At 43.8% G+C, this 17,107-nt stretch carries 11 protein-coding genes and 1 pseudogene; 1 reads left to right on the top strand and 11 read right to left on the bottom strand.

Annotation, left to right across the window (positions count from 1 at the left end; genetic code table 11):
• Positions 1 to 4,362 (bottom strand): Kelch repeat-containing protein (locus tag AC6I5A_RS03715; RefSeq protein ID WP_497900472.1); only part of this gene is annotated, 4,362 nt, incomplete at its 3' end.
• 391 nt (positions 4,363 to 4,753) lie between these two features.
• Between AC6I5A_RS03715 and AC6I5A_RS03720 the strand changes: the two are divergent.
• Positions 4,754 to 5,272 (top strand): annotated as a pseudogene (locus AC6I5A_RS03720) (Rpn family recombination-promoting nuclease/putative transposase); the annotation flags it as partial.
• 188 nt (positions 5,273 to 5,460) lie between these two features.
• On the opposite strand, the gene AC6I5A_RS03725 reads toward AC6I5A_RS03720, so the two are convergent.
• The 10 genes from AC6I5A_RS03725 to infB all read right to left on the bottom strand — a co-directional run.
• Positions 5,461 to 6,729 (bottom strand): M16 family metallopeptidase, encoded by a 1,269-nt coding sequence (locus AC6I5A_RS03725; RefSeq protein ID WP_034611807.1) that lies wholly within the window; start codon positions 6,727 to 6,729, stop codon positions 5,461 to 5,463.
• Positions 6,730 to 6,779: 50 nt separating this feature from the next.
• The gene (locus AC6I5A_RS03730; RefSeq protein ID WP_034611810.1) at positions 6,780 to 7,865 is read right to left on the bottom strand and encodes a D-alanyl-D-alanine carboxypeptidase family protein; all 1,086 of its coding nucleotides are present in this window, start codon (positions 7,863 to 7,865) and stop codon (positions 6,780 to 6,782) included.
• A 24-nt stretch (positions 7,866 to 7,889) separates the two neighbouring features.
• Positions 7,890 to 8,645 (bottom strand): polysaccharide deacetylase family protein, encoded by a 756-nt coding sequence (locus AC6I5A_RS03735; protein WP_034611813.1) that lies wholly within the window; start codon positions 8,643 to 8,645, stop codon positions 7,890 to 7,892.
• Between the two features lie 58 nt (positions 8,646 to 8,703).
• The gene (locus AC6I5A_RS03740) at positions 8,704 to 10,851 is read right to left on the bottom strand and encodes a polyribonucleotide nucleotidyltransferase (RefSeq protein ID WP_034611816.1); all 2,148 of its coding nucleotides are present in this window, start codon (positions 10,849 to 10,851) and stop codon (positions 8,704 to 8,706) included.
• A 196-nt stretch (positions 10,852 to 11,047) separates the two neighbouring features.
• Positions 11,048 to 11,314, bottom strand: a complete 267-nt coding sequence (gene rpsO, locus AC6I5A_RS03745) for a 30S ribosomal protein S15 (protein ID WP_052167881.1) — start codon at positions 11,312 to 11,314, stop codon at positions 11,048 to 11,050.
• A gap of 135 nt (positions 11,315 to 11,449) precedes the next feature.
• Positions 11,450 to 12,376 carry a bifunctional riboflavin kinase/FAD synthetase gene (locus tag AC6I5A_RS03750; protein ID WP_034611819.1) on the bottom strand — a complete coding sequence of 309 codons (927 nt, stop codon included), beginning with the start codon at positions 12,374 to 12,376 and terminating at the stop codon, positions 11,450 to 11,452.
• A 32-nt stretch (positions 12,377 to 12,408) separates the two neighbouring features.
• Positions 12,409 to 13,539, bottom strand: coding sequence for a tRNA pseudouridine(55) synthase TruB (gene truB / locus AC6I5A_RS03755; RefSeq protein WP_497900473.1), 1,131 nt, complete (start codon positions 13,537 to 13,539; stop codon positions 12,409 to 12,411).
• The gene (locus AC6I5A_RS03760) at positions 13,523 to 14,503 is read right to left on the bottom strand and encodes a DHH family phosphoesterase (protein ID WP_034611823.1); all 981 of its coding nucleotides are present in this window, start codon (positions 14,501 to 14,503) and stop codon (positions 13,523 to 13,525) included. Before AC6I5A_RS03760 ends, truB begins: the two co-directional genes overlap by 17 nt.
• A complete protein-coding gene (gene rbfA / locus AC6I5A_RS03765) occupies positions 14,496 to 14,870 on the bottom strand; it encodes a 30S ribosome-binding factor RbfA (protein WP_034611827.1) in 375 nt (124 codons plus the stop codon). Before rbfA ends, AC6I5A_RS03760 begins: the two co-directional genes overlap by 8 nt.
• 229 nt (positions 14,871 to 15,099) lie before the next feature.
• Positions 15,100 to 17,107, bottom strand: a 2,008-nt coding sequence (gene infB / locus AC6I5A_RS03770) for a translation initiation factor IF-2 (RefSeq protein ID WP_034611829.1), incomplete at its 5' end; no start/stop codon positions are given.

A 17,107-nucleotide genomic window follows, 5' to 3' on the forward strand; every position in this document is an offset into this window, starting at 1 on the left:
AAATAGCTCTGGAAACGACACCCTTCTGGCTGTAGGCATAACTGTTTTGCTTGTCCAAGTATTCCCTACCGGATCAAAAGCTTCAACTGTATTTAAGTGAGAGGTTCCGTTATAGCCACCCAGAGCATAGATATTGCCACCTACTGCAGTTAATCCCAAATAGTCCCTAGCCGTAGGCATAGTTGCCCTGGTAATCCAAGTGTTGCCAACCGGGTCATATTCTTCGACCGTATCAAGATAAGATGAGCCGTTATAGCCGCCGATGACATAAAGTTTGCCATTGGTTGACGTTAAACCAAAATAAGCTCTGGCAGTAGGCATGTTTGTTTTGCTTTCCCAAGAGTTGGTTGCGGGGTTATACACTTGGACCGTAGCTAGATAGCTCCCATTATAACCGCCCACTGCATAAATCTTACTGTTTAAGGCTGTTACCCCCGGTCCTTTTCTTGCAGTAGGCATATTCGCCTTAGTAGTCCAGCTATTTGATGTTTTATCATATTCTTCGACTGTATTAAGGCAAGTACTACCGTTATAGCCACCGAGAGCATATACTTTTCCGTTAACGGCGGCCGCGCCAAGCTCTGACCTCGTTGTTGGCATACTTTTAACTGTGTTCCACTTATTTATTGGCAATCCGTATTCTTCCACTATAGTTAAATAACTGCCGCTATTTCCTCCCAATGCATAAATCTTTCCATCAACTGCCGCTACTTCTACTCCATATCTTGCAGTAGCAAGATATGCTCTTTTTCCCCATACGTCATAGTCTGGATTATATTCAAAAGTATCCCTTAGATAGCTCCCGTTATATCCTCCCATAGCAAATATCTTTCCGTTTATTGCAGCAGTGCCAAAATACATTCTTGCTATGGGTGTGCTTGCTTTAGTAGCCCAGGTATTGGTAACCGGATTATATTCCTCAACTATATTAACATAGCCGTTATTATTACTACCACCAATAGCATAAATCTTACCGTTTATTGCAATAACCTCAAGACCAGTTCTTGCTGTTGGCATGCTTGCTTTTGTGGTCCAGGTATTTGTTATTGGATTATACTCCTCAACTTTATTAAGATACCCTATGTAGTTATTATAACCACCGATGGCATAGATTTTACCATTTACAATAGCTGTACCGAATGAATATCTTGCAGTTGGCATGTTAGCTTTGTAAACCCAGTTGCCGTTTACCGGATCATATTCCTCCACGGAATCGAGAATATAACTGTTCCAGCCCCCAAATACATATATTTTACCATTAATGGTTTCTATACTATGATAAGCTCTGGTAACATTTAAACTAGTTGTAGAAGTACTTGTACCAGATATCGGATCGTATATTTCGACACTATTTAAACTTTCCATAAATGTCCCTTGATAACCACCTGTACAATAGATTTGATTATTAAAAGTAACGGCCCCAAAATTTGCTCTGCTGGTTAACATATTGCCTTTTGCATTCCATTCATCTACCGAATATAGGTTATAGCCCTCGTCATCCGAACTGTCGCTTTCTGTATCTTGAGATATATCCTCCGGCACCTGGATGATCGTATCACTTGTAGCGACCGGTTCCGCTAAAGCCCCAACGCAGTTGATTATTCCACCCCCGGCTGCTTTACCGGCTAAAGAAGATAACTTATCAAAAGAATTAATGATCCTTGTCCTGATCTCGCTCAAGCTTGCCTGGGGATATTTGCTCAAGATCAGGGCTGCTTCACCGGTTACAAAGGCCGCCGCCTGAGAAGTTCCGCCGCTGATGCCATAGGCATTGCTCGGCATGGTGCTAAGGATTTCTTCACCGGGAGCTGCTATATCCACAGAGCTTTGTCCATAGTTGGAAAAACGGGAGAGATTACCGGTTTCTTTAACGGAAGCTACTGAGATAATGTTATCTCCGGTTAAAGACGCTGGGTACACCGGGTTGGTATCGATATCTTTATTACTGTTGCCTGCAGCACAAATAAAAAGTAAACCCGACGATTCTATAGCTTCTTTTAAAGCAGTATTTTCGCTGGTGGACCCCCAACTGCAGTTTGCTATTTGCGCTCCGTTTTCTCTGGCATAGTCTATGGCATTGATGATATCGCTGGTGTAAGCCGTGCCGTTTTTGAATACCGGCAAGGGCATGATTCTAGCCTTGGGGGCTACACCTACGATACCCTTTTGGTTGCCTTTTGCCGACGCAATGATCCCGGCCACGTGGGTGCCATGCCATTCATCGGAGACATTAGCCGGATTATGCACGGCATTGGTCTTATCGGCAAAGTTCCAACCGAAAACATCATCCACATAGCCATTGCCGTCATCATCTATGACGTTATCCGGTATCTCGCTTGGATTGGCCCAGATATTTACCTTCAGGTCTTCATGGGTAATATCAATGCCGCTATCTAAGACAGCAACAACCACACCGTCTCCTTCTGATTCCGACCAGGCTTGCGTGGCATTAATCCCCACGGAAGCCGCTTGATTCGTGATTGGATCAATTTGATTAGCACTCAAGCCCCATTGTTCGGCAAAGCGGGGGTCGTCTATCACGGAAGCTGTGTTATTCTTAACAAGCATATCTTTAAATTCCGCTGCTTCGTTGCCCACCGTATCCATGAGCGGTTCCTTACCGGGTGTGTAGCTAATTGTAACCGTGTCCCGAGCGGTAATCGCTTCTTTTAAGGTAATAGTTACTTTATTTTCTTCAATATTAATAGATTCAATGGTCTTGGAAATAGTTTTATCATTCAGGTTGAGACTAAAATCTTCGTTCGTCGGAAGAGAATCCACTTTAAGTTGCCTGTCAAAGCTTAATTCTAATTTGGCCGCATTGATTGTGGCAGTCTGTAAAACCGGAACGACGGCAGGTAATTGTTCGCTCTGAACAGTTACGATTTTGTTGCTGAAACCGACGGCGAAATTTCCGGCGAGATCTTGAATCGGGTTGTGCCCCGGTGTGTAACTTATTTGCAGGGTATAACCGGGATCAAGGCTGTTTTCCAGAGTTAAACTGACTGCTTGATCTTGGACTGCTATTTTCTTAAAGGCATTGAGCAAATTATTGCCTTCGGCATCTATGCTAATTAGGGTAAAATCTGTGGTGGCCGGGATTGAGGTTCCCAGCAGGGCTTCATTGTATAATAACTTAATGGTGTTATCTTTTTTCATTTTGGCGGTTTCAAGGATTGGGGCGGTATTATCCGTATCAGGTACCGCACCGGACACCTCAGGGGCAGAACCGGATTCTACCGGTTTATCTGTTAAAGCATCCGCCGGTTTACCTGCTTTATCTTGCAGAGGTTTTTTTCCAGGGATATAGCTAACCGTAATCGACTCGCCAGATGCTAAAGGAGTACCAAGGGTAATTACGAGCGTATTATCCTTGATTTCAATACCGGCAAGAGCAACCGCTTGTCCATTTTTTGTCTTGACGACAAAATCTTTACCGGCTGGTATTGAACAGCTGTTTAGGGCTTCTTCATAAGTCAATTTAATTTTTAATCCGTCAAAGGTTATTTTCGGCAATTTAGAGTTTAGGGTGCTTGGAGAAGGTGTTTCGGCCGAATTTACCGGGATTGAGGTTTCAGTTGACACTGAAGTATCAGCTGTTGTTGGAGTTGGAGCCGGTACTGTTTCTCGGGTGTTATCCTGTTGTGTCGTTTGGTTCGTTTCCGTAACCGGCAGTAGATTTTCCCCATGTAAAGGTTCAGAAGAAGCTACTGTTACTTGGTAGTCCGGTTGGATATATTCAACATTTGTATCAGCATGTTCTTGTTGAAGGAGCGCTTGGAACTCATCTTTTTTCATTTTTCGATTGGTTAAATAGACATCAAATTTCTTATTTTTGGTGCTTATTCTTTGTTTGATATTCCCTTTGACTATTTGAACGGTATCTTCTTTTTGGTTTTCATTTCTGTATTTGATTATAAAACGATCGATTTGTTGATTATCTAGTTTCGGAATTCCCGGCATTTCTTCTTCGCTAATCGATTTGGAGTCTTGAACAGCATTTTCCTGGGATTTGAGGTGTTTATCGACTATTTTATCGATTTCCTCTTGGGAGAGATTTATCTGATTATTATTATCAAAATTCATTGGGGGTAATATCTCTTCTTGATTAGAATTATCACTGGTGTCGGTAATCTGTTGCTGTGGCTGCTCCTGTTGTTGCGGTTGTTCTTCCTGAACTGAATTTTGCTTCATAACACTTTGGAGAAAGGATAAATAACCGGATCTGTTATGTTCTGCAGTTGATGTGCTTGCTGCTTCCGCTGTCGGAAGAAAAGGTGAATAGCATAATATGGACGAGAAAAATAAGCTTGAAATTACTATACCGGAAATTATTTTCCTTAATACCTTTTTATTAACCAAAATAGTTACCCCTTTCGCTATATAAGAAAACTTGACTCCCATTTTTGAGTAAAAATTCCTTAGGAATGTAATTATCTTATTTTAACATAAGGTAAAGTAAATTAATGTTGGAAAAGGATAAATATGAGTAGGTTATTTTGGTTATTTATATGTTTATTTTGTCGATATTGGAGGAATGTATAGTAAGGTGACGTGGACATCCTGAATCCCTACCTGGAGCAGGTATATATTGATGACAGCTACGGAATACTTGCATAAAAGTTTAGCTGGATAGCGGTGAATTAGTCGATGTGGAAATGCAAATCGGATATCGAGCCGATATGGAGAGGCGCAGCACCTTTTATATATGCCGCATGTTTGGTGATCAAAAGATTATCAAAGGAAGTATAAGGATCTGAAAAGAGCCATAGCCATCAACATCCTTGACTTTATGCGCATCAAAAAAAACAGCCAACGCTACCATACTAAATTTAGGCTATTAGAACTGGAAGAAAGTATAGAACTGACAGATGCCATAGAGATCCACTTCATTAAGTTACCTAAACTTACAAAAGAAATGGCGAATCTTAGGAATCCACTGGATCGGTGGACAATGTTTCTGAAAGGATGGGATGACATGAAATTGATGGAGAGATTGTCAGAAGAAGACCCGGCTATAGCCCAAGCCAGACAGGCACTGGAAGAAATGGCAGCTGACCCCAAAGCTAAAGAAATCTACGAACAAAGACTAAAGGCTATTATGGATAAAAGTTCTGACCTCTATGAGGCTGAACTAAAAGGCGAGCTGAAAGACAAGCTGGAGGCAGCCCGAAACGCACTGAAAAAAGGATTCTCGTTAGAAGATATTGCTGAAATAACCGGTCTGCCCTTGGAAACAGTGCAGAAGCTCAATGTAAAGCTATCAAAATAAATCTGAGCTCGAAAATTTACTTTTGAATAATATAAGAGCCAGTTTACCTTAGAGTAAGGAAAACCGGCTTCTTATGTTAAATACTGTCTTAGCGTGTGTTCTACATTATTTAGTTGGCCGTTCCCCTTTCTAAGGGCACAAATACTACGTACTTCTTACTTTGGACCCCGGACTTCGGACCCCAGACTTTACTCCCAGCCGGTTTGCTCCAGTAAATCGGATAAGACAAGTTCATGCCCAGCCGGACCTAGTGTCATTATACTAATTTTCTCCCTTTGCCAAAGGCGTCCAATCAAGCGTGAAACATCCTCCAAAGTCACCTTCTTGAGTTTTTCCACCACTTCCTCCGGTGAAAGCACGCGATTATATGTAAGTTCTGTCTTCCCCAAACGACTCATCCGACTGCTTACCGCTTCCAGTCCAAGATATAGGCCTCCTTTAATTTGTGCTTTAGTTCTTGCTAATTCAACCTCGGTAATTCCCTGTTGCTTAATTTCCTTTAACTCTTGGAGAATGCACTCGCAGACTTCTTTTGTATTTTTCGGACTTGTTCCCGCATAAATCACAAATAAACCGGTATCTACATAAGTGGAGTGATATGAATAAACTGAATAGGCCAATCCACGCCGTTCCCGTATTTCCTGAAATAACCTGGAGCTTAAACCTCCGCCGATAATATTGTTAAAAATGTGCATCGCATAAATATCATCATCATCTTGGTCAAGACCTGGTACCCCCAAGAGGATATGCATCTGTTCTGTATCTCTCTTTTGATAATGTTCAACCGTGTGGCCGGTGGGCTTTCCTTCGAGTATACGACGTCCGCCCCTCCGAAACGTGCCAAATTGATCAGATAGTTTTGCGACAACATCCGCGTGCTTTATTTTACCCGCCACGGCAATTACTATATTATCCGGAGCATAATGTTCTGAGAGGAACAGCATGATTTTAGCTCGACTTAAAGCCTTTATGCTCTCTTCAGTTCCCAAGATCGGCTTTCCTAAAGGATGCTCGTTCCACACACGTTCTGAAAAGATATCGTGGATCAACTCATCCGGAGAATCCTCGTACATCTTTATTTCTTCAATAACCACATTCTTTTCTTTTTCGATTTCCTTTTCATCAAAAAGAGAATGAAAGAACATATCACTTAATACGTCAATTGCAAGATCAAGGTCCTCATCCAGTATTTTAGCATAGTAACAAGTATATTCTTTCGTCGTAAAAGCATTGAGCTGACCGCCTACGGCTTCTAAGGATTCCGCTAAAACTCGTGCTGTTCGGTGCTCCGTTCCTTTAAAAAACATATGCTCGATAAAGTGGGAAATTCCCTCATAGCCTTCACGTTCATCCCGCGAACCTGCTCCTACCCATAATCCGATGGCTGCCGAGTGAACAAGGTCAATCTCTTCTGTAATAATCCTAACCCCGTTGGGCAATACCGTTTTTCGAAACAATGAATCCCCCCACCTCTCCATCCATCACTTTAATAACATATTAAGACGACCTACTTCTTTTCGTTTTCGTAAAGCAAAGGAACGCTGCTTAACTTTTGTTCCCCTAGCCAGACTTCTAAACGTCCTAAACGTTCCCCGGCACGAACCGGCATATAAGCAGTTTTCTCCCACACGACACGGGTTTGGAGGTTCTTGCTATCGACTTTTGGAATACTAACATCTATTGGATTATCAATAAATACCTGGATAGATTTTTTGGCACTCGGGAATTCAGCGATTACCTGTCCGGCATTTACAAGCCTTACGGTCTCAGTTTTCTCGAAACCCCACTCCAACAGTTTCTTCGCATCCCCAAAACGATCAGGTGCATTTAGAACCACAGCCACTAACTGACGTCCTTCCTTAGTTGCCGAGGCGACAAGGCATTTTCCTGCTGCAGTTGTCGTCCCGGTTTTAACGCCATTAGCATAGGGATAATTCCATAGTAGTTTATTCGTGTTCTTTAAATCCATGAACCCATCCGGCTCGAGAAAATGAATTTCCGTTTCTTTTTGGCGAATAATCGAGGCAAATTGAGGTATTTGCAAACCATGACGAGCCATAAGAGCAAGGTCTTTGGCGGTGGAATAATGTCCCTTACGAGGCAAGCCATTCGTATTTTCGAAATTTGTATTTTGAGCGCCCAAGGCTAAAGCTTTTTTATTCATCAGCTTGACAAACTGTTCTTCACTGCCCGAAATATGTTCGGCAATTGCAACACAGGCATCATTCCCAGATCGAACCAAAGCTCCGGTAATAAGTTCATAAAGGGTAAGCTTTTCTCCCGGATCCAGATGTAAGGTTGCTTCGCCGACAGCTGCCGCTTTCTGACTAACAGTTACAACTTCATCCGGCCGTCCTAACTCCAACCCCAAAATAGCGGTCATAATTTTGGTGGTACTTGCCGGAGGGCGGCGCGTATCGGCCTGCTTACCAAAGAGAACATCGCCCGTTGTCACATCCATCAGCACTGCAGCGGCAGCACTGACTCCTGATGGTCCATCAGCACCATAAACAGAGGTTGCCGATAACGTGCTTATGCCAATTATACAGAGAAAGACGCTGCACCAAGCATGCGCCCACTTTTGCCTGATCATTTAACCACCTCAAATTCTAATTCTTCATGAGGTAGTATCTCCGATCTGCTCAGCTGCTATTAGTCCATCAAGAGTTTGGAAACAAAATCCATCCTGGGTCAATTGATCGAGAATAACTGGCAAGGCTCTGACCGTATTTGCTTTAGGATGCATTAATACTATGGCACCGGACTTATCTGGTTTAATTCCAAACCGTATTGCCGGATTAAGAATACGTTCCGCGATCATCTCTGGCGTACTATTCGCCCGCCAATCGACGGTATCTAATGTCCAAAGAATAGTCTGATAGCCTAATACATCAGCAGCTCGAAGTCCGGAAGCACCCTTTTCACCATAGGGCGGTGCATACAAATGTGTCTTTTTTTCAATAATTCCTTCAATAATGCTTTCCGTCTTCTTAATTTCTTCTTGGTTAGCCCCAATAGAGAGCTGATCGGGATGTGGATGAGAATACCCATGGTTTTCAATTTGGTGACCTCTGTTCGAAATTATTTTAAGCAACTCCGGATTGTTCTTGGCCCAACGCCCCGTAACAAAAAAGGTCGCGCGAGCTTTACCTTGATCCAAAACATCCAACATTGCCGGGATATATTCTTCGCCCCAATCAACATTAATCGTTAAAGCCATAACCAATCGATCGGTTTTGATCTGTTCAATTGGTCTTGAGACCGGAACATCGGACGCAACTATCCAATGTTCCGCCACAATCCCTACCAGCAATAGAAATAAAATCCCGCCAAACGAGTACTTTCGTCGCGAGATTTTGAAGTTAATGAACATTTGCATCCCCCCTCCTTAACATTTATGCGGGTAGGGGGACGCACAGACTGAGTAAAATTCAGAGAATGGTTAGATTATTTTTACGCACTTTTGGCAGAGCATCTTTACGAGAAAGATTCAACCGTCCTTGTTTGTCAATAGCAGTTGCTTTAACCATGATTTCATCCCCCGCATGCACGATATCTTCCACTTTTTGGACGCGTTCATGCGCCAGTTGAGAAATATGGACTAATCCTTCTTTACCGGTAAGTCCCAGAACTCCTGGAATGACTTCCACAAAAGCGCCAAACTCCATAACCCGTGTGACTTTACCTTTATAGATTTTGCCTATTTCCACTTCCTGAGTTAGAGCTTGGATAATCTTGAGGGCCTGTTCGCCACTCTCCCCACCAACAGAAGATATAAAGACGCGGCCGTCATCCTCGATGTCAATTGTGACTCCCGTTTGCTCAACAATCTTCTTAATTGTTTTCCCGCCGGGTCCAATAACATCACGAATCTTATCCGGATGAATTGACGCTGTGATAATTCTTGGTGCATAAGGAGAAAGTTCCTCGCGTGGTTTGTCTATGACATTCACCATTTTATCCAGGATAAATAGCCGTCCTGCTTTGGCTTGGGTTAAGGCTTTCAATAAAATCTCCCGGGACACACCCTTAATCTTAATATCCATCTGCAAAGCCGTGATTCCTTTGCTCGTTCCGGCAACTTTGAAATCCATATCCCCAAAATGATCTTCTAAGCCTTGGATATCCGTAAGGATCGCAATGTTATCCTCTTCCTTGATGAGTCCCATTGCAATGCCGGCCACCGGAGCTGTAATGGGAACACCTGCATCCATCATCGAAAGGGTACTTCCACAAACTGAGGCCATCGAGCTCGAACCATTGGACTCCAAGACCTCAGAAACCAAACGAATCGTATAAGGAAACTCGTTTTCATCCGGCAGAACAGGGAGCAAAGCTCTTTCTGCCAGAGCGCCATGCCCTATATCCCTGCGAGATGGTCCACGCATCATTTTGATTTCTCCAACACTGTAGGGTGGAAAATTATAGTGATGTATATAACGTTTCGACCGTTCTAAACCTAAACCATCAAGTATTTGTTCATCTCTGGCGGCCCCCAGCGTCGTCACAGTTAGTACCTGGGTTTGACCCCGTGTAAAGAGCCCCGTTCCATGTGTGCGTGGTAGAATTCCCACTTCGACACTGAGAGGGCGAACTTCATCCACTTCCCGACCATCCGGACGAATATGCTCATCCGTAATCAATTTACGCACAATCAGGTGCACAATGTCTTCCAGTACCGCCTTAATTACTTTGGTATCTTCCGGAAACTCGGCTGCAAAATAGCTTAAGGCTTCCGCTTTAACTTCGTCAATCGCGCTCTCCCGTGCTTTCTTCTCTTCTACACGGACTGCCTCATCCAATTTGCTATAAGTATGGGCTTTTACGGCTTCCGCAATTTGGTCTTGAATGTTGGTAGGCTTTACCTCCTCTTTCTCTTTAGCTAATCCCAAAGTAAAAGCTTCCCCACGATAGTCTGCTATAAACTCAGCAATCTTTTTAACTTCCGTATGTCCAAACATTATTGCCTCTAATATTTGATCCTCAGGTACTTCATGAGCACCGGCTTCTACCATCATAACGGCCTCTACTGTCCCTGCTACCGTAAGAAGCATCCGGCTTTTAGCAGTTTGTTCAATGGTAGGATTGATAATGTATTCATCTTCAATAAGTCCAACTGTAACAGCAGCAATAGGACCTTCGAAGGGAATGTCAGATATGGTTAACGCTGCGGATGCTGCATTTATTGCTGTGATATCTGTCGCACAGTCCTGATCAACAGACATAACCGCCGCCACTACCTGGACTTCATTACGAAACCCTTGCGGAAACAACGGACGAATTGGACGGTCAATTAAACGAGCAGATAAAGTAGCCTTCTCACTCGCCCTTCCTTCACGTTTAATAAATCCGCCTGGAATTTTACCTGCGGCATACATACGCTCTTCAAACTCAACGGTCAAGGGAAAGAAATCAATTCCTTCCCGGGGTGCGCCACTGCATGTAGCAAACGCAGAAACCACTGTATCCCCATAGCTGAGAAAAATCGCGCCTCCCGCTTGTTTACCAATTTTCCCAGTTTGGAAAGTCATGACTCTCCCACCGACCGTGAGTGACTTTTCAAATATTTGTTGTTTCACAATGAAACCTCCTTATAACTTACAATCATTCTTTCCTCAACTTGTTTCCTCTTCGACATATTATTATTATTTCCTGCAAATAACTTAATAAAACTCTTCTTCAAAATAATCTTGATTAGACTATCAAACTTGATTAGAGTGTTGGACTTAAAGAAGCGGATCATTTAGATCCGCTTCAGATTGCTCTCAAATTAAGTTATTTCCGCAGACCAAGTTCAGCAATAAGATTCCGATAACGTTCAATATCGACATTTTTTAAATATGTCAACAATGCACGCCTCGAACCAACCATTTTTAAAAGACCCCGTCTAGAATGGTGGTCTTTCTTATGCGTCTTAAAATGTTCTGTTAAATATATAATCCGTTCAGTGAGAAGCGCGATTTGCACTTCCGGAGACCCCGTGTCTCCTTCTTTTCGAGCATGCTTTTGGATAATCTCTTGCTTTCTCTCAGGTGTCATCATAATATATTTCCTCCATTTTTTTATAATTCCCAACCGCCCAGATTGACGTTGGAGAGTCACTCAATCCGAGTCAGCGGGACCTCACAGTTCCTAAAATAGTATACATGGTATAAAAGTTTTTGTAAAGTTGTTCAACTAAATGAAGATTTCTCGCAGAGCAGATTCTGCACTAACTCTGTCTTTTTTTAGCTGCATCAAAAGTTCGTTGACGCCATTAAATTTGCGTTCATCACGCAAACGTTCAACTATGTGAACCTCGATCTCACTCCCGTACAGATCTGCGGTAAAATCAAAGAAATGAACCTCGACCATTGTCGTATACAAATCGTGAAAAGTTGGTTTCATGCCAATGTTCATCATCCCTGACACGCGCTTTCCATCTAGAAAAGCCCAAACCGCGTATACTCCTCGTTTTGGTATTAAATAGTCTTCTGCAGGGAGAATATTAGCCGTCGGATAACCCAGCTGACGCCCGCGTTCTTCCCCATGTACGACAGTCCCACGAAGGCAAGGAGGGCGCCCCAGTAAAGAGCCGGCCAATATAATGTCCCCGTGAAGTAATGCTTTACGAATACTGCTCGAAGAAATCACCTGTCCATCAATCATTTGCGCCTGAAGGACACTAACTCCAAATCCATGCTTCTTCCCTAATGCTTGAATCAATTCGGGATTTCCTCTTCCTTGGGCGCCAAATGAATAATTAAAACCGACCACAACATGAATCACCCCGAGGGGAAGAAGAATCTCTTCCACAAATTGTTCTGGGGAAGTGTTCGCCATCTTCCTCGTAAACGGTAAAAGGTGGACGGTTTGGACTCCAATAGTTTCTAAATAGAGTAACCGCTCTTCGGTTGTCGATAACAGCTTTATCTCTCGTTCGGGGAATAACACCTTAAGTGGATGAGGCTCAAAAATCAAAACAGAAAGCTCCACCCCTAAACGCACAGCTTGTTTTGATCCAAGTTCAAGCAAGCGACGATGTCCCAGGTGTACTCCATCGAAATTACCTAACGCTAAAACACAGGATTGTTTGTTTGTAAGCAGACTTGTTCGAACTTGCACGGATTTGACCTCCTAAATAAAGCAACTTAGTATCATCCAAAAACTTTGTGTGGGAAAAGGCTTTCCCCTCGCCAAACCCCAATTCCAATCAATTCTCCGTCCTCAATAACCTGGACATATTTCGAGGTTCGGGATTCGGGGTTCGAGGTTCGAACGCAAGTTTTAGGATCGAACTGCGCGCCATGAACGTCCAACGTCGAATCGAACCCATGTATGATTCGAGGTACGAGGTTCGGGGTTCGAACGCCGGATCTAGTTACCGGCTGCGCACTATCATTTTCGCACGTGAAGGGCAAAGTACGAGGTTCGCGGTCCGTGGTTTGAACGCTGGAGCTAGGCTCGAACTGCGTACCACAACCTTCGAACGTCGCACCTCGAACCTCGAACCTCGCGATCTGTTCGCGCCTGGTAGGCAAGCCATGCCGAAAAGCATTGGCACGAGCGGCTGATAAAAATACACGTGGCAGATCGATTCCGGTTGTCAGCGGAAGTAAAAAGGCATAAGCTGACATGCGGACCGCCTCTTCAATCTCTTCAAGTGTCCAGCTCTCCCGGATCTTAAACGGACCGGAACGAATGCGCAATAAATTAGACATATGCGCCCCACAGCCCAATGTCTGTCCAAGATCATGACTGATTGTCCGTATGTATGTTCCTTTTGAGCACTCAATATTTAAAATTGCCCGAGGAAACTCCCCTTGATACCATTTTACCAGTTTTAAATTATAAATAAATACCTCGCGTGGCGTTCTCTCAATCGATAACCCTTGGCGGGCATATTCATATAGGTGTTTTCCTTTTTTCCGAACTGACGAATACATCGGAGGCTTCTGTAATAATTTACCTAAAAAATTCGGTATTACCCGTTCCAGATCACTCTGTTTCAAATCTGGTTTAGTCCGATAAACCTCTTTACCGAATGCATCCTGAGTATCTGTCGTAACTCCAAACGTAACCTCGGCAAGGTAAGCTTTCCCTTGCTCTGTTATGTATTCTGCCAAACGTGTTCCCTTACCTACGCAAAGTGGTAAAACTCCAGCCACCCCAGGATCAAGCGTCCCTGTGTGGCCGATTTTTTTAGTCTTTAACACTCTTCGCATCCAGACAACAACATCAGAAGATGTCATTCCTGGTGGTTTAAGGACGTTAATGATCCCTTCCAATCCTTAACGCCTCCTCAATCGCGGTAGTTATGCATTGTTTGGCCTCAGCCATCGGAGTTCCAAAAGTACATCCCGCAGCCCGCTGGTGTCCTCCGCCCCCAAACCGGGCAGCAATTTCATTGACATTCAGCCAAAGATTAGAACGCAGAGCCCCTTTAATCTCTGGGCCAACCTCTTTCAGAAGTACTGCTACCTCAACACCGGCAATACTCCGGGCGTGATTAACCAGTCCCTCACTCAACTCCTGCTCTGCACCACTTTCTTGAAAATCTTCGGCGCTTAAAGTCATTATTGCCAACCGCCCATCCGCATGGATTTCTAATCCGTTCAGGGCACATGCAAGTAACTTGATCTGAGCAAGGGGCTTTTGGTTAAATATGTTATTGTGTATGCTTAACAAATCCACGCCTTTATCTAATAGGTCTGCAGTTAAACGATGTGTTTGAGCCGTTGTATTACTATACTCAAAGCAGCCTGAATCCGTCATAATCGCTGTGTAGAGATTAGTGGCCATGTCCCCATCAATTTCCACACCCAACCGTTTTATAAGCGTCAGCGCAACTTCTCCGACTGCGCTGGCTTGAGCATCAACCCAGTTAAAGTCCCCAAAGAACAGATTTGAGATGTGGTGATCTAAGTTAAGTACAATACTGTCTCCATAAATTTCGGACCGGGTCATATTAACGCGCCCCAAATCCGAACAGTCCACAAACAATAAGATCTTCGGTTGGGGGCAAGGAAGCTCCTGTCTGATCCTGGAATAACCTGGTAAAAACGCTAAATAGCCTGGCAAGGGATCCGGATTATAAAAAGATACTTCTTTTCCTATTTTCTCTAAAGCCCGTCCAATTGCCAACATAGACCCGATACAATCTCCATCCGGCGAAACATGGGAGAAAAGCGCCACTTTTGGCGCTTTTCTTAATATTTCAATTATCTCTTCAGAATTATTTTCATTATTCATGTGATTCATCCTTACCTGTATCGTTAACAACTCCAACATCCCTCAACAACTTCGCTATGTGTGCACCTTGTTCTATGGAGGGATCGTATACAAAAACGATTGTTGGAACGTGACGGAGTCTTATGCGCTTCCCAATTTCACATCGTACAAACCCTGCTGCCCGATTCAACACATCCAAGGATGTTTTCACTTCATCCTCAGTCCCCAGAACACTAACATACACTTTCGCGTGAGCCAGATCGCCCGCAACCTCTACATCTGTCAAAGTTACAAATCCAAGGCGAGGATCTTTTAGTTCCACCCGAATGAGTTGAGAAATTTCTTCTTTGAGCGTTTCAGCTAAACGATTAGGTCGATGTTTTGACATGTTTATCCCTCCAGGACCGATATGGGCACATTCAAGAAACTTACAAGTCAGTATGCCAGTCTATTTTGTGTCATACTGCGTCGGCATATTCACCTAAACTCAGAAGTCAGAGGTCAGAAGCCGGATGTATCAGATCATTGTATTCCTTCCTGATCTCTGATCTCTGGCCTCTGTTATCCGACCTCTGGAGAAGTCATCTTTGGCTTGTCATTTTCTTTCATGCACCTTACTATAATGTGCGCTTGACTTCTTCCATCACAAACGCTTCAATGATGTCGCCTTCTTTAAGATCATTGAATTTCTCGATGCCAATTCCACATTCATAACCCTCGGCAACCTCTTTAACATCATCCTTAAAGCGTCGCAGAGATTCCATTACTCCTTCATGAATAACGATACCATCCCGCATAACACGCACTTTAGCCGAACGGACAATCTTTCCTTCGGTCACCATACAACCGGCAACGGTTCCCGCTTTAGGGACTTTAAAGACTGCACGCACTTTAACTTTACCTAAATCAACTTCTTTAAATGTAGGATCAAGCAGACCAGTCATAGCCGCTTTGACATCTTCAATAGCATCATATATAACTCGATACAAACGCAGATCAACGCCCTCCAGTTCAGCCGTAGCCTTCGTATTGGAGTCCGGCCGAACATTAAAGCCTATTATAATAGCATTTGAGGCAGAGGCTAGCATGATATCGTTTTTATTAATAGCCCCGACTCCGCCATGGATTGGGTTGACGCGTACCTCACCCGTCGAAAGCCTAAGAAGTGACTGTCGTAAAGCCTCAACCGACCCTTGGACGTCTGCTTTAATAATAATATTTAATTCTTTGATTTCACCCTCTTTGATCCTGTCAAAAAGATCTTCCAAGCTAACTTTAACGGCGGTTTTTTTGGAATCCTCAACTCGACGCACAGCAATACGGGCAGAAGTTATTTGTCGAGCCAATTTTTCGTCCGCGACAACATAGAACAATTCTCCCGCTTCAGGCACTTCGGATAAGCCCTGAACCTCAACCGGCATGGATGGGCCTGCTTTTTTAACACGTCGCCCTTTATCATCCACCATGGCCTTAATTCTCCCAAATGCACAGCCTGCTACCACAACATCCCCAATAGTGAGCGTACCCTTGGAAACGAGAACTGTGGCGATCGGTCCCTTACCCTTATCCAATTCAGCTTCGATGACGGTTCCTGTGGCCGGACGTTTCGGATTTGCTTTATAATCCCGAACTTCTGCGACAAGCAGAATCATTTCAAGTAGTTTTTCGATGTTTAGATTACTTTTTGCGGATACAGGAACGGCAATGGTTTCTCCGCCCCATTCTTCAACCACAAGACCGTACTCTGTCAGTTCTTGTTTAACTTTTTCCGGAGCTGCATTTTCTTTATCTATTTTATTAATAGCTACAATGATGGGAACCTCAGCCGCTTTGGCGTGATTAATGGCCTCTATAGTTTGAGGCATGACTCCATCATCCGCAGCTACCACCAAAACTGCAATATCCGTGACTTGGGCACCTCGAGCACGCATTGCTGTGAAGGCCTCATGTCCAGGTGTATCTAAAAACGTAATTTTTTGACCGTTGATTTCAACTTGATACGCTCCGATATGCTGAGTAATTCCACCGGCTTCCGAAGCCGTCACATGCGTGGTACGAATGGCATCCAAGAGCGACGTTTTTCCATGATCAACATGTCCCATTACGGTTACTACCGGCGGGCGAAAAACAAGGTCTTCCGGATCATCTACGATTTCTTCAATAACAGCCATTGATTTCTCTGCTTTTACCTCAACTGTAACACCCATCTCACCTGCTAAGATTGTTGCTGTTTCCGCGTCCAACTCTTGATTAATGGTAGCCATTACGCCCAGAGTCATAAGGTGTTTAATCAGCTCTCCCACCTTACGGCTCATTTTAGCAGCTAAATCCTGGACTGAAATCGCTTCCTGAATCACAATGTGTTTTGGCGTCGTATCCCGAACTTCTTTTTTAGGCTGCTTCTGAAAACGTCGATGTGGTGAACGGATCGTATTTTCTTTTTCCTTTTCTAATTCACGTTTCCGTTCATAGGCTTTGTCCTGGGCTTTCTTAGTAGCCGGTAGCTGCCGCTTGGGTTGCTCAGTAATCGTTGGCGTCGTCGGAACACCTACCCCAGCTCGTGCGGGCATTCCCGGGCGAGTACCCTGCTGCCCTTGATATCCTGGACGTGGTCCCTGCGGCTGA

It is taken from the genome of Desulfosporosinus sp. Tol-M2 (assembly GCF_059735615.1).

Excerpts from the sequence above, each read along its gene's own strand:
- AC6I5A_RS03730 (WP_034611810.1), bottom strand. The coding sequence starts at position 7,865 with ATGATCAGGCAAAAGTGGGCGCATGCTTGGTGCAGCGTCTTTCTCTGT.
- AC6I5A_RS03735 (WP_034611813.1), bottom strand. The coding sequence starts at position 8,645 with ATGTTCATTAACTTCAAAATCTCGCGACGAAAGTACTCGTTTGGCGGG.
- rpsO (WP_052167881.1), bottom strand. The coding sequence starts at position 11,314 with ATGATGACACCTGAGAGAAAGCAAGAGATTATCCAAAAGCATGCTCGA.
- AC6I5A_RS03760 (WP_034611823.1), bottom strand. The coding sequence starts at position 14,503 with ATGAATAATGAAAATAATTCTGAAGAGATAATTGAAATATTAAGAAAA.
- rbfA (WP_034611827.1), bottom strand. The coding sequence starts at position 14,870 with ATGTCAAAACATCGACCTAATCGTTTAGCTGAAACGCTCAAAGAAGAA.